This is a genomic window from Arthrobacter sp. H14 (genome assembly GCF_000520495.1).
Taxonomy (GTDB): domain Bacteria; phylum Actinomycetota; class Actinomycetes; order Actinomycetales; family Micrococcaceae; genus Arthrobacter_C.
The window spans coordinates 106,622-120,104 of record NZ_KI914647.1 but is presented as its reverse complement, the minus strand read 5'-3'; the positions used below and the strand labels follow the sequence as shown (position 1 = coordinate 120,104).

The window sequence follows — 13,483 nt, the reverse complement described above, 5'->3', positions numbered from 1 at the left end:
TGTATTAGGTATCTGCTTAGCTGAAGTCAGGGTCGTTTTCTGGGATGACCAGCGTTTTAAGCGGGTGTGGCGCTGTGTGGGCGGCTTGGTGCATGAGCCGGTTGAAGAGTTGTCCGCGGCTCTTTGAGGTGCGGCGGTTAAAGCGGAACGTGAACTCGTCGAGGTAGTAGGCGAACTGCTCCTGCGAGGCGCCGTAGTGCATTGTTCCGATCATCCAGCGCTTGAGCTGAGAGGCGACCATGTGCACCGCCGGCAGATTCACGTGGGCCGGAATCGTCGAGCCGAGCTGGGTGTAATACTTGTGGTCATAGCCAAGCTTGGAGAGACGGCGCAGTTCCTGTGCGCCATCGGACTTGATCGTCGATCCAGGCGTTACGACCCTCGTGGCGAAGTCGATGAGGGCCAGCTTTGCCGGCGGCGTTGGCTCCAGCCGGATCCGTCCAATGCGGCTCTTTCCCAGATTTTCAGCAGCGATCATGACGGGAATCTTATTCGTCCCCCGGCCCGCGGTTCCGCGGGTAATGCCGCCGATGAAGGCCTCGTCGACCTCTACGGTTCCCCACAACAGCTCACGGTCGGGCAGGACCATGGCGCGGCGCAGCTTATGCATCCAAACCCACGCTGTCTCGTAGGAACTCAGCCCCAACACAGCCTGCAACCCCAGAGCCGAAACGCCGTTCTTCTGCGAGGTGACGAACCAGATCGCAGCGAACCATGTCCTCAACGGAGTCCGGGTCCGGTCGAAAATTGTGCCAGCTGTCACTGACGTGCGACGGGTGCAGGCCTTGCACATCCACAGACCGGCCCCCGTGCGCCAATGGTCGATACTTCCACACTTGGGACAGATGAACCCTTCGGGCCAGCGCACTCTGGCCAAATAGTCCAAACAGGCCTCATCGGTGGAAAACCAGTCCTGAAACTGCCCGAAGGTCACCGGATAATCGACTCCGCCCACCGGCGTTGCTGGCTGCGGATCTTCCATGAATAGATACTACTTCAGCTAAGCAGATACCTAATAACCCTGTACGCTACCGGATAACGAAGAGGTAACAAAAAGAGGGATGGCAAACGGGGAAGACCGGGACATTGTTGGAAGGGGAGGAAACCACGTCTGGCTTGATGCAGCCGCTCTGGCGTGGAGCTTTGAACGGACCCACTACGAACGGAGGTCGAGGAACAGAGTCCCAAGACCGCCGTGGTGCCTAAACCGTCCGCCCTGCGAAGGCCATGACCTTCTCGGTCGGGGTGGCACCGTCGGGAGCCTCCGTGGGAGGGCCGAATCCGTCCGCCACTCGCAGTTTCTCCTCGGGGGTAGCCTGAAGGAAGTCGTCGATCCACTTCAGGGTTTCGTCGTCGAACTCAACCCGTTCACCATGACCGGCAGCGGCGAGTCCCCAGCTGATATCCCAGGCATGAAGGAACAAGTCCAACGCCGCCATGGTCACGGCCATGTCGCCGTCGTCGAACTTCGCCTCTTCCATCGCGGTGGTGACCTGGAGGTCCACGACCGCCCACTGATCAGCCAGTGTCAGGGCATCGGCCGCGCCGGGAGCATTGCCCGCTGGAGCGCCAGTAACTGCGGGAAGCAGCTCGTTGAGCAGTCCGTTCCGTTCATGCGCCACGACGCCTGAGAGGTCCCATTCGGCACAGGCGGAGGGAAGGTTGATGTTGTTGCCGACCCTCTCCACCGTGTCGGCGAACACATCCAGTCCCTTGAAGAATTCCTTACGCAGATCCACGCCTCGCCTACTTCTGCGGCGGACGGGTCATGGACAGGACGTCCAGCGCGGAATCGAGCTGCTCCTCGGTGACATCCCCGCGCTCGACGTAGCCAAGGTCGACGACGGCCTCGCGGACGGTCATCTTTTGCGTGACGGCGTGCTTGGCGATCTTGGCAGCGGCTTCGTAGCCGATGACCTTGTTCAGCGGAGTGACGATCGACGGCGATGCCTCGGCCAGGAAGCGGGCGCGCTCCTCGTTGGCGGTGATGCCATCGATCATCTTGTCGGCCATGACGCGGGTGGAGTTCGAGAGCAGGCGGGTGGATTCCAGCACGTTCCGGGCGATGACCGGAATGCCGACGTTCAGCTCGAACATGCCGTTGGTGCCGGCCCAGGCGACGGTGGTGTCGTTCCCCATCACTTGCGCGCAGACCTGCAGGACGGCTTCGCAGATCACGGGATTGACCTTGCCGGGCATGATCGAGGACCCGGGCTGCAGGTCGGGGATGGCTATCTCGCCGAGGCCGGTGTTGGGGCCGGATCCCATCCAGCGGAGGTCGTTGCTGATCTTGGTCAGGGACACCGCAATGGTCCGCAGCATGCCGGAAACTTCGACCAGACCGTCGCGGTTGGCCTGCGCTTCGAAGTGGTCGCGGGCTTCGGTCAGCGGCAGTTCGGTGTCCTTGGCCAGCAGTTCGATGACGCGTTCGGGGAAACCGGCCGGAGTGTTAATGCCGGTGCCGACGGCGGTGCCGCCCAGCGGAACTTCGGCCACGCGGGGCAGCGAGGCCTGGATGCGTTCGACGGCGTAGCGGATCTGCGCTGCGTAGCCGCCGAATTCCTGGCCCAGGGTCACCGGGGTGGCGTCCATCAGGTGGGTGCGGCCGGACTTCACGATGGAGGCGAACTCTTCAGCCTTGCGCTCCAGGGAGGCCGCCAAGTATTCGAGAGCGGGAATCAGATCGTTTGTCAGCGCGGAAGTAGCGGCGACGTGCACCGACGTCGGGAAGACGTCGTTGGACGACTGCGATGCGTTGACGTGATCGTTCGGGTGGACCCGGGCTTCGCTGCCGGCTTCCCCGAGCGCGCGATTGGCCAGCGTGGCCAGCACCTCATTGGTGTTCATGTTCGACGACGTGCCGGAGCCGGTCTGGTAAATGTCGATGGGGAAGTGGGCGTCGTATTTACCGCTGGCCACTTCGTCGGCTGCCGCCGCGATCGCGCGGGCGAGTTCGCCGTCGAGCACGTTCAATTCAGCGTTGGCTGTGGCCGCGGCCTTCTTTATCCTTGCCAGCGCCTCGATGTGCGCACGCTCAAGCGTGGTGCCGGAGATGGGAAAATTCTCGACGGCGCGCTGGGTCTGGGCACCGTAAAGGGCATCGGCGGGGACACGGACTTCGCCCATGGTGTCGTGTTCGATGCGGTACTCAGTGCGATCAGGGGCCGTAGCGGCGTCAGTGGAAGTCATGCTGCCAGTTTATGGCGCCGGTGCCCTGCTTCGAAAATGAGTCGGAACAGGACCCGTAAATTCCCTAGAGAGCTTCGGCACCGGAGACGATTTCGGCCCGGCCGTCTTCGAGGTGGTAGGTGACGCCGATGACTGCCACCGTGCCGTCGTCGACCGCCTTGGAGATCAGCCGGGACGAGTCGACCAGGCGCTTGGATGTCTGCTTCACATGCTCCGAAACCATCTGGTTGATGTCCGTTTCCTCGTTGCGGATCGAGGTCAGCACCGACGGCGTGATCCGCTCGACCAGATCGCGCAGGAAACCGGGCGGCATCTGGCCGGTCTCGACGGCGTCGCGGGTCGCGGTGACCGCGCCGCAGCTGTCGTGGCCGAGCACCACAATGAGCGGCACGCCGAGCTCGACGGTACTGAATTCCAGCGAGCCGAGGACGGCGTCGTCAATCACTTGGCCCGCGGTACGCACGACGAAGACGTCGCCGAGTCCGACGTCGAAAATGATCTCGGCGGCCAGACGGGAGTCGGAACAACCAAAGATTACCGCGAACGGATGCTGTGTGTTTACAAGCGATTCACGTCGGAAGGCGTCCTGGTTTGGATGCGAGGTTGTGCCTTCAACAAAACGCTTATTACCTTCGCGGAGGCGCTGCCATGAACTTTGGGGAGCGGATTCAGTCGTCACGGTGCTACTTTACTGCAGGCTCCGATTTGAGAAATCCGGTGGCGGCAGTGGCGAGAACATCGAACTCTTTGTCCGGGGCCGTGCCGGAGATAACGATGGTCGAGTCTTTCAGCTCCAGCACCAGGCTGCGGTCCACCTCAGGTTGGTGCCGGATTTGCCAATTGTGCCCGGCCACCTTGCGTTCGCCGACGGCAGGGGCTTGTTTTGTTTGTTGCGCCAGCCAGGTGGGGTTGGCGTCGGCGGTCTGTGCGATGGAGAGGAATTCTTCATCCGGGGTAACGTAACCGACTTCCCAGTGCGCGACGCCGTCGGCCCCGCCGCCAGTCCAGCGGGCATAGTTGGAGTTCCAGCCCTCAGGCAATTCCGGGGCCAAGGGATCAAAACCTGCGACGCCGGCCGCCTGTTCAGCCGCTGCTGTGACGTTAATGTTGCGCTCGTACGTGCTTTCCTTCGGGAAGGCGTTCAGGAGCCAGATGGGCAGGAATGCCAGGGCACAGACCAGTACGGACAGAATCATGCCGCCGATCGGCGCGCTCAGGCGTTTGGCCTGCTGATCGGTAATGACCGGTTTCGGTTGTTCCTGCGGTTCGCTCACACATCTATGGTCGCTTAAATTACCGTTGAATCTCACCTTCTGCGGTGCTCATGAGATCCAGCTCACCCCTCGCCGATGGAGGTGGCCGACTATGATCGAATGAGAAAGTCCCAGCGCCACTCGAAGATGAGGTTCTCCACGTGTCTGATGTATCCCCTAACCAATATTCGACTCTGTCCAAGTCTTTGGCCGTTGGAGACGACGAGCCGGACCGCAACCTGGCGCTCGAGCTGGTCCGCGTCACCGAGGCAGCTGCCATTGCCGGTGGCCACTGGGTCGGATTCGGGGACAAGAATACGGCCGATGGCGCTGCCGTGGATGCGATGCGCTCCCTGCTGTCGACGGTCCGGTTCAACGGCGTCGTCGTCATCGGTGAAGGCGAAAAAGACGAAGCGCCGATGCTGTTCAATGGCGAGCGCGTTGGCGACGGAACCGGCCCGGAGTGCGACGTCGCCGTCGACCCGATTGATGGCACCCGCTTGACTGCGCTTGGGATGAACAACGCGCTGGCGGTTCTGGCGGTGGCGGAACGCGGCACAATGTTCGATCCTTCAGCTGTTTTCTATATGGAGAAGCTGGTTACCGGTCCGGAGGCCGCCGACATGGTGGATCTGCGCCTGCCGGTCAAGCAGAATCTCCACCTGATCGCCAAGGCCAAGGGTGTGAAGGTCAACCAGCTCAACGTCTGCGTCCTGGACCGGGACCGGCATAAGCCGCTGATCGAGGAGATCCGCAGCGCTGGTGCCCGCACCAAAATCATTCTCGATGGCGATGTCGCCGGTGGCATCGCAGCCTGCCGGGCCGGAACCGGAGTCGATGCTTTGATGGGAATTGGCGGCACCCCCGAAGGGATTATCACTGCCTGTGCCGTTCGTGCGCTCGGCGGCGTCATCCAGGGACGGTTGTGGCCCACCAATGATGAAGAAAAGCAGAAGGCGCTCGACGCCGGCCACGATCTGGACAAGGTGCTGACCACCAATGACCTGGTCAGCAGCGACAACTGCTACTTCGCGGCAACCGGAATTACCGACGGCGATCTGCTGCGGGGCGTCCGGTACGACAAGAGCAAGGTCCTGACACAGTCGATCGTGATGCGTTCCAAGTCCGGCACCACCCGCTTTGTCGATGGCGAACACCAGGCACACAAGTGGGAGACCTACGCCCGGATGGGTTAAGACTGGGTGCGGCTGCGCTGCAGCGTAGCGATCCGGCTGCGGATTTTCCCAACCTGCTGGTACGCCTTGCGAGCCAGGGTGTAAGCACTGTAAACCGGCTTGTTTACCGGCAGGTCCCAGGTACCTGGGTACTCGACGGCAGCTCCGCCAAAGGACTTCTTGAAGTAGCTGAATCCGGCCCATGGGTGGTCCGGATCGTTTTCCGGCGCAATGCCCCACATGTCGAAGGTTGTCAGTCCTTTGGCCTTCGCGTCGAGGATCATCCGCACGACCATTGGGATGCCTGCACTGAGTTTCCGGTGCGTGCTGTCCAGGGCCGCATGGGCATACGTGCGTGTGTCCGCCGAGTCGAACGCCAGTGCCGCTCCAATGGGTGCGTCATTCAGGTTCGCCACGTACAGGGTGGCGTCTCCTGAGGGCATCAGCGCCTGGGCGGCAGTTCTCAGGTAGGTATCTTCCTGTGGTTTGAACTTGGACCGCTCTGCCGTCTGGTGCAGGAACCGAAGCAGTATTTCGATGTCAGCGGGATCGTTCGAGGTGCTGAAGCTCACGCCCTTTTTACGGATATTCCGGTGCAGGTTCCGGTTGGTCGACTTCATCGCTGCCAGCAGTTCGTCTTCCAGCGGGCGCAGGTCCACCAGCCAGGTTCTGCTTGGCTGGATGTCGCGGGGTGCGGGCAGGCAGCCGGCACGCCAGAGCGAGGCGGAAACCGACTCCACCGTGGCTCCATTTGTCGCGGAAACGGGTTCAACACGGATGAACCGCGCGCCTTGATCGGCGGCAAGCTCCTGCAATGATTCGAGTGCGGAATTGAGCGCTTCCCGATCCGTGCCTACGGGGCCGTAAGGGCAGTAGAGGTAGGGTCCGACGGCGTTCCGTTCCAGGATTGCCAGGTAACTGAAATCCGGCCCTTCAGTTTGAAATACCTGGCGTCCCAGATCCTTTTGGAACTGCGCCCATGATGCCGATTGCAGGAAACTTTTCACCCCTCGACCCTACCAAGCCGGAGGAGCCCAACGATTCGATCCGGATACCTCTGTTGTGCCGGAACGTTTTCGGAGAAACTGTCTTATGCGGACATTCGGAGTTGAAGAGGAACTCCTTCTCGTGGACAGTGCCACCGGGGCACCGCTGCCCGTGGCCCGGGAGGTTCTGGAGCAACACGGTACGGATGGAATCCTCACTAAGGAGTTCCAGCTTGAGCAGATAGAGATCGTTGCACGGCCGCACTCATCCATTGCCGAATTCGCTGAAGATATCCGTGCCTGCCGGGCCCGCGCCGATGCAGCAGCCCGGGCGGCCGGCGCCAGGGTGGCGGCATTAGGCACCTTCCCGATGCGGACACTTCCACACCCGACTCCACATCCGCGTTACGAGGCCATGGTCGAGCAGTTCGGCATCACGTCCCGGGAGCAGCTGACCTGCGGCTGCCATATACACGTTTCGGTCGAATCCCCCGACGAGGGCGCCGCCGTACTGGACCGGATAAGGATCTGGCTTCCGGTCATAACGGCCTTGAGCGCGAATTCACCTTTTTGGCAGGGGGAGGACTCCGGCTACGCCAGCTTCCGTTCACAGGTTTGGCAACGACTACCCGGAACGGGACCGAACGGGATTTTCGGGTCGGCAGAAGCGTACCGCCGCCTGGTTCAGGAGCTGCTCGCCACCGGTGTGCCCGTCGATGAGGGGATGTTGTACTTCGACGCCCGGCTGTCGCGTAATCATCCGACAGCCGAGATCCGGGTGCCCGATGTCTGCCTCGATGTTGACGACACCGTCCTTTTGGCGGCGCTGGTGCGTGCCCTGGTTGAGACCGCGGCACGCCACTGGCGCGATGGACGCCCGCCCGAGGAGGTGCCCCTGCCAGTGCTTCGCCATGCTGGCTGGCAGGCGAGCCGGTGGGGGATTGAAGCCTCCCTGCTGGATCCGGTTGAAGGCTGCCCACGCGAGGCCACGGAAGTTGTAATGGCGCTGCTGGAGCATCTTCGTCCGGTGCTCGCTGAATCAGGAGATGAAGCGGTTGTCGAGAGCCGGATTGGGAACGTCCTCCGCAACGGCACCGGCGCCCGGCACCAACGCAGGGTTCTGGAGAATACCGGCAGGATGGCCGACGTCGTGTTGGACGGTATTGCCGTCACCATGGCGCATTGACGCCAGCGTGATCAGCGGGTGGAAATGGTAACGGCGAATGCGAGTGCGCCGGAGGGCCCTGCACCCTGATCGTTGACCAGTTTCGCCATGACCGGCGCTTCATCGGCTGGCAGGAAGGCGCTGCCGCCAGGCTCGAGGCGCAGGTCGCCGTGGGGCGAATCCAGCACGATGGAACCGCGAACCGCAAGCACAATCGCCGGCCCGTTCTGGACCACCGGAATATCGTCAGCGGCCATGGAAGTGCTGTCCGCCGGTATCTCGATCCGCTGCAGCTGGAATTCCTGGAACGGAGGACGGTAAACCTCCTGGCCGAGCCCGGTGCGTTCAGCAACCAGTTCCGGCACTGCGGCGGTAGCGAATTCGACCGTCTTCATCAGCTCCGGAACATCGACGTGCTTGGGCGTGAGTCCTCCGCGGAGCACGTTGTCCGAGGAAGCCATCACTTCGACGCCCAGACCATTGAGGTAGGCGTGGATATTGCCTGCGGGAAGGTAGACCGCTTCGCCGGGCTGCAGCGAGAGCCGGTTCAGCAACAGCGTGATCAGCACTCCAGGGTCACCCGGATACTGGCGGGCAAGTTCGACGGCGGTGCCCAGTTCCAGCGTGAACTTGCCCGGTCGGTGGTCCTCGAGGGCCGCGGCCGCGGCTTCCAGCAGTGACCCGACGTCGTCGCCGCCGTTGATCAGCCGGTCGAAAGCCTGTTCCAGCCGTTCCGGTTCCGGCAGCGGTCCATTCAGCACGTCGATCAGCCTGGTCAACAGCTCCGGTTCGGATCCACCAGCACCCGTAATGGCTGCGCGGACTTCGATGAGGAGTTGCGCGCTTTCGGCTGGTTCGCGGAAGCCGCACAACGCCTCGAAGGGGGTGAGGGCGAAGAGCATCTCAGGCTTGTGGTTCGCATCCTTGTAGTTGCGGTTTCCAGCATCACGGGGGATTCCGGCCGCCTCTTCGTCCTGGAAACCGCGGCGTGCCTGCTCCTGCGTCGGATGCACTTGCAGAGACAGCGGAGCGTCGGCGGCTAGAACCTTGACCAGGAAAGGCAGGCTGTCACCGAACGATTCCACGCAGTCAGGGCCCAGTGCGACTGACGGATTGGTTGCGATCAGTCGGTCCAACGGCTCCGAACTGCCATCGGGCAACACCACCTGGGACGGGGAGTCCGGGTGCGCGCCAAGCCAAAGTTCAGCCTCCGGCCTGCCTGAAGGTTCCCGGCCGAACAGCTGCGCTATCGCCGTCGTCGAACCCCAGGCATAGGGGCGGAGTGTATTCTCCAGCTTGTACATTCACCAGCTCCTCGCTGTTGGCTACCGTCACTGCTCTCTGTACATTACGCGGTGGCCCCGACAAAACGCGGTGACCCCGGCAGGAACGCAGGCAGATGCAACTGTCTCGATTACGGGACGCTGCAGGTGCCGTTCGGGGAGAGGCCACTGCCGCCGCCACCGCCGCCGGACGGCGTCGGAGACGGAGCTGATTCAGCCGGTGCTTGTTCTGAAGGTGCGGACTCCGCCGGTGCATCCCCGGACGGTGCTTCGGCCTGCGGACCACCATCTGGTTTCTGCTCCTCGGAAGCCTTTACCTCGGACTTTTCAATCAGCGCCTGCACATCCTGCTGCAACACTGCGAAATCCGGGTAGGTCGGGAAGTTAATGCCGTAGTCCGGCGGTCCGGCGGTCAGCGAGAGCAACTTCTTTCCCTTCGCCTTCAGTGCGAGGTCGAGGAAACTGTTCAGCTGCGAGGAGGAGATGTTGGACTCGACAATCTGCGTGCCGGCCGCGGCGATTCCTTGGAATTTCGTCAGCATCGTTGCGGGATTCAGCTGGGAGATCATGGCCTGCTGCACACAACGCTGGCGGGCCATCCGGTCATAGTCGGTCGCGCCTTCGCGTGAGCGGGCATACCAGAGGGCGGTATAGCCGTCCATGTTCTGGACGCCGGGTTCGATATAGCCCTTGATTTCGTTCGCCAGGCCTGTCTCCAGATTGGTTCCGCCGCCAATCGGCACCCGGCCTCCGACGTCGATAGTAATACCACCCATGGCGTCGATCAGTTTCTCGAAGCCTGCCATATCGACCAGCACGTAGCCCTGGACTTCGAGGCCGAGGATACCGCTCGCGGCGTCCATCATGGCCGCTGCTCCGGGGTCGTCAGCCTCGGGATAGAGGTCGGCGTAGTTCAGGGTCACCTCGGTGTAAAGACTGTTGATGATGCACGCGTCGCCACAGTTGTAGCCGTCCGGGTACACCTGGTTCATCGGCGAATCGGCCGGGAATGGAGCATTCTGCAAGTTACGGGGGATGCCGAAAACGATCGGTTGACCGGTCTCGGCGTCCACGCTGATGACCGAAATGCTGTCCGGACGCCGGCCCTCCCGGCTTTCGCCGGCGTCGCCGCCCATCAGCAGGAAGTTGTAGCGTCCATCGACCGGCTCCATATCCGGGCCGGCAACGAATACGTCGCTAATGGCATTGCGGCCGACGTTAAGCATGTACGCGCTGTAGCCAAGCGCCCCGCTGGTGAGCAGCATCAGCGCCGCCAGCGAAACAGCGACAACCGGACGCATGCCGGCCGTGAGCAGGCCGGGCCGGATGATCCGAAGGGTATTGAGGAACATCAGTGCCCAGCCGACGGCCAGCAGTACCAGGACCGCAATAATGACCAGCGACCACACCGGATGCGTGAACAGGCCGAACAGGATCGACCGGTTGACGAAGTAGAGGACGACGGCGGCAATCACCGCGGCCCAAGCGGTGAAGGTTACGCGCAGCGCCCTCCGGCCCAACCGCCGGTTGCCGGCAACAATCTGGGCGCTGCCGGGCAGCACCAGAGTCATCAGCAACAGCGTGAAGGCGCGTTTGGTCCGCAACTCGACGGGCGCGGTCTGGGGGTAGCGGACCGGGTCCGTCAGCATGGACTGCGTCGGATTGGATTTCATCGAAATATTTACACCTGGGGGTTTTTGGTATTAAGCCGGGCGGAAAGCGATGCGCCCTTGTCTATGGCCGACTGGCGCAACTGATCGGCAAAGTCGACCAGATCGGAGTGCAGCCGTACCGCCAAATCGTCGGTTCCGGCGGCCAGCATCCGCACGGCCAGCAGGCCGGCATTGCGTGCGCCACCGATGGAAACGGTAGCGACTGGAACTCCCGCGGGCATCTGGACGATCGACAGCAGCGAGTCCATTCCGTCCAGAGTCTTCAACGGCACGGGCACTCCAATCACCGGCAGCGGAGTGACGGATGCCAACATCCCGGGCAGATGTGCTGCCCCGCCGGCACCTGCGATGATCACCCGCAGTCCACGCCCATGGGCATTGCGGCCATGGGCCATCATCTCCTCCGGCATGCGGTGGGCGGAGACGACGTCGGCCTCGTAGGGAACGTCAAATTCATCCAGTGCCGCCGCAGCGGCTTCCATTACCGGCCAGTCGGAGTCCGAACCCATAACGACCGAGACCAGGGGGTGTGGCGACGTCATAATGATTCCTTTGTTGCCTTCCGGCCGCTGCTGATAATCCCGGCCACCTTACTAGCACGTTTACGCAGCTCGTCGAGTTCCGATATCGAGCGACCGACGACGTTAATGTGGCCGATCTTACGCCCCGGACGTACCGATTTGCCGTAGCTGTGCACCTTTGCCCCCGGATCGGCCGCCATCGCCTCCGGGTAGGCGCTGTACAGATCCTCGTTGCTGCCGCCGAAGAAGTTCTTCATCACCACGGCCCCGCCAAGCAAATCGGTCGAACCGAGCGGCAGGTCCAGCACGGCGCGCAGGTGCTGCTCAAACTGGCTGGTGACGGAACCGTCGATGGTCCAGTGTCCGGAATTGTGCGGCCGCATGGCCAATTCGTTGATCAGGAAGCCTTCGCCCTCGCCCGGAGTCTCGAACATTTCCACCGCCATCACGCCGGTGACGTCCAGTTCCCCGGCGAGGCGGAGCGCGGCATTCTGCGCGGCGGCGGCAACTGCATCGGGCAGCCCGCGGGCGGGGGCGAGCACTTCATCGCAAACGCCATCGACCTGGATAGTGTGCACCACCGGCCAGGCGCGGGATTCTCCACCCGGCGTACGGGCCACCAGCGCAGCCAGTTCGCGGCTGAAGGGGACCTTCTGCTCGACCAGCAGCTCGCCGCCGTCGAACCAGTCCGCCGCTGCTTCCGCTGCTGCAGCGTCGGCAATAATGCGCACGCCCTTGCCGTCATAGCCACCCCGCGGTGTCTTCAGGACCACAGGCCAGCCGGTCCTGTCGCCAAACGCAATCAGATCCGGGACGTTGGCTGCCCGCGCCCATTCCGGGTTGGGGAGGCCAAGACGTTCGACGGCGGCACGCATCACGAGTTTGTCCTGGGCGTGCACCAGCGCCGCCGGGCCGGGATGCAGGTTCACGCCGTCGGACTGCAGCGCCTTCAGATGCGCCGCCGGAACGTGTTCATGGTCAAAAGTCAGGACGTCGACATCACGGGCAAACTCCCGCAGGGTCTCCAGATCGGTGTAATCACCGACCGCCGACTGCGGCACGGCGCTGACCGCCGAAACCGTCTCGTTCTCCGCCAGGACCCGGAGCTGGAAGCCCATCGCCACGGCGGCAGGGGCCATCATCCGGGCCAACTGGCCACCGCCAATTACGCCAATTACAGGAAAAGTCACCCACACAGACTACCCGTACAAGCTGTTCATCACCGTTTCACCATGTGCTCCCGGCCCGTCGCCGCAACATGTCTGATTAGACGGTAGCGTTGAGCTTAACGTGCTGGTTGAAGGCTTTGCCCGGACCGGTGAAAACCGGGCCGCATTGGATTCAGCCGGGTCTCGCTGCACGCCAGGGCTGGGAGGGTCATGTTGAACAAGGTGGCTGAGCGCCTGGGTGGACTCTTCTCTCTGCTGTGGCGCGAGATCATGAAGTTCGGCGCTGTGGGCAGCGTCGCATATGTCATTGACAGCACCTTGTTCCTCCTCCTCCGTGAGGGCGCGCTCTCACATAAGACCTTGACGGCCGGCGTCATCGCCAGCGTGGTCGCCACCGTTTTTTCCTGGGTGGCCAACAGATACTGGACCTTCCGGCACCGGCGCCGCCCGGGTGTTCTGCGCGAACTGATGATGTTCGCCATCATGAACGCCATCGGTATCGGCATAGCCACTTTCTGCCTGTTTATTTCCCACTACGTCTTGGGGTACCAAACCACCCACGCGGACTTTATCGCCAAGAATGTGATCGGACTGGTGCTTGGCACAATTTTCCGTTTCCTGGCGTACCGTTACTGGGTTTTTTCAGAGGAACTCGCCGAGGATCCAAATTTTGCCGACACTCCGGGCGCGCGCCCTGCCCGCGGCCGGCAAGCGATCCCCGGCAAGGGGGCTGTCAAAGGCCAGGACATTCATCGAACCGGCGCGTAATCCGCTCGCTGCTGACCAGCGAATCGGTTACTTCAACCGAAGGGTGGACCAGAACGACGGCGCCGTCGGTGGCCCAGGTGCCGAGTGCGAGGCGCAGGACTTCCGGCATTCCCAGCGCGGCCTGGATGAGAACTGTCTCTGCCGCAGGCTCCGGCGCTCCGCCCCCCTCCGCCCCGGACCCGTTGCTCAAACCGGCATAGTCGGTCAATAACTGCCGGTGGGAAATTTCCCGGGAGCTGAACTCCAGGGCGGTGGCGTCGTCGGACGGCCCGGACAAGCCGAGGTACTCATCGGCGTGCGC

At 62.6% G+C, this 13,483-nt stretch carries 13 protein-coding genes and 1 pseudogene; 3 read left to right on the top strand and 11 right to left on the bottom strand.

Annotation, left to right across the window (positions count from 1 at the left end):
• Nucleotides 1–16 precede the first annotated feature (16 nt).
• The 5 genes from Y707_RS24865 to Y707_RS24855 all read right to left on the bottom strand — a co-directional run bounded on the left by Y707_RS24865 (nt 17) and on the right by Y707_RS24855 (nt 4,463).
• Nucleotides 17–982, bottom strand: a complete 966-nt coding sequence (locus tag Y707_RS24865; RefSeq protein ID WP_081744756.1) for an IS1595 family transposase — start codon at nt 980–982, stop codon at nt 17–19.
• Nucleotides 983–1,202: 220 nt separating this feature from the next.
• Nucleotides 1,203–1,739, bottom strand: a complete 537-nt coding sequence (locus tag Y707_RS28960) for a DinB family protein (RefSeq protein WP_026534934.1) — start codon at nt 1,737–1,739, stop codon at nt 1,203–1,205.
• A gap of 7 nt (nt 1,740–1,746) precedes the next feature.
• A complete protein-coding gene (locus Y707_RS0109685; RefSeq protein WP_026534933.1) occupies nt 1,747–3,189 on the bottom strand; it encodes a class II fumarate hydratase in 1,443 nt (480 codons plus the stop codon).
• Nucleotides 3,190–3,253: 64 nt separating this feature from the next.
• The gene (locus tag Y707_RS0109680) at nt 3,254–3,868 is read right to left on the bottom strand and encodes a carbonic anhydrase (protein WP_026534932.1); all 615 of its coding nucleotides are present in this window, start codon (nt 3,866–3,868) and stop codon (nt 3,254–3,256) included.
• Between the two features lie 4 nt (nt 3,869–3,872).
• Nucleotides 3,873–4,463, bottom strand: coding sequence for a DUF4245 domain-containing protein (locus Y707_RS24855; protein ID WP_035781008.1), 591 nt, complete (start codon nt 4,461–4,463; stop codon nt 3,873–3,875).
• Between the two features lie 140 nt (nt 4,464–4,603).
• Here Y707_RS24855 and glpX point away from each other — a divergent pair, with 140 nt between their 5' ends.
• Entirely contained in the window at nt 4,604–5,638 is a 1,035-nt protein-coding gene (gene glpX, locus Y707_RS0109670) for a class II fructose-bisphosphatase (RefSeq protein ID WP_026534931.1), read from the top strand.
• Here the strand turns inward: glpX and Y707_RS0109665 are convergent.
• Nucleotides 5,635–6,624, bottom strand: coding sequence for a lipid II:glycine glycyltransferase FemX (locus tag Y707_RS0109665; protein ID WP_026534930.1), 990 nt, complete (start codon nt 6,622–6,624; stop codon nt 5,635–5,637). The genes glpX and Y707_RS0109665 overlap by 4 nt on opposite strands.
• 85 nt (nt 6,625–6,709) lie before the next feature.
• Here Y707_RS0109665 and Y707_RS0109660 point away from each other — a divergent pair, with 85 nt between their 5' ends.
• On the top strand, nt 6,710–7,789 hold the full coding sequence (locus Y707_RS0109660) for a glutamate--cysteine ligase (protein WP_035781006.1): 1,080 nt from the start codon (nt 6,710–6,712) through the stop codon (nt 7,787–7,789).
• 11 nt (nt 7,790–7,800) lie between these two features.
• On the opposite strand, the gene manA is transcribed toward Y707_RS0109660, so the two are convergent.
• From manA to Y707_RS0109640, 4 genes are all read right to left on the bottom strand, one after another.
• The gene (gene manA / locus Y707_RS0109655; protein ID WP_026534928.1) at nt 7,801–9,072 is read right to left on the bottom strand and encodes a mannose-6-phosphate isomerase, class I; all 1,272 of its coding nucleotides are present in this window, start codon (nt 9,070–9,072) and stop codon (nt 7,801–7,803) included.
• Between the two features lie 110 nt (nt 9,073–9,182).
• On the bottom strand, nt 9,183–10,724 hold the full coding sequence (locus Y707_RS24850) for an LCP family protein (protein ID WP_051441845.1): 1,542 nt from the start codon (nt 10,722–10,724) through the stop codon (nt 9,183–9,185).
• An 8-nt stretch (nt 10,725–10,732) separates the two neighbouring features.
• Nucleotides 10,733–11,266 carry a 5-(carboxyamino)imidazole ribonucleotide mutase gene (purE, locus tag Y707_RS0109645; RefSeq protein ID WP_026534927.1) on the bottom strand — a complete coding sequence of 178 codons (534 nt, stop codon included), beginning with the start codon at nt 11,264–11,266 and terminating at the stop codon, nt 10,733–10,735.
• The gene (locus Y707_RS0109640; RefSeq protein WP_026534926.1) at nt 11,263–12,435 is read right to left on the bottom strand and encodes a 5-(carboxyamino)imidazole ribonucleotide synthase; all 1,173 of its coding nucleotides are present in this window, start codon (nt 12,433–12,435) and stop codon (nt 11,263–11,265) included. Before Y707_RS0109640 ends, purE begins: the two co-directional genes overlap by 4 nt.
• A gap of 189 nt (nt 12,436–12,624) precedes the next feature.
• Here Y707_RS0109640 and Y707_RS24845 point away from each other — a divergent pair, with 189 nt between their 5' ends.
• Complete coding sequence (locus Y707_RS24845; protein ID WP_081744754.1) at nt 12,625–13,182, top strand: GtrA family protein; 558 nt, start codon at nt 12,625–12,627, stop codon at nt 13,180–13,182.
• On the opposite strand, the pseudogene Y707_RS0109630 reads toward Y707_RS24845, so the two are convergent.
• Nucleotides 13,148–13,483, bottom strand: a pseudogene (locus Y707_RS0109630) (hypothetical protein); the annotation flags it as partial. The gene Y707_RS24845 and the pseudogene Y707_RS0109630 overlap by 35 nt on opposite strands.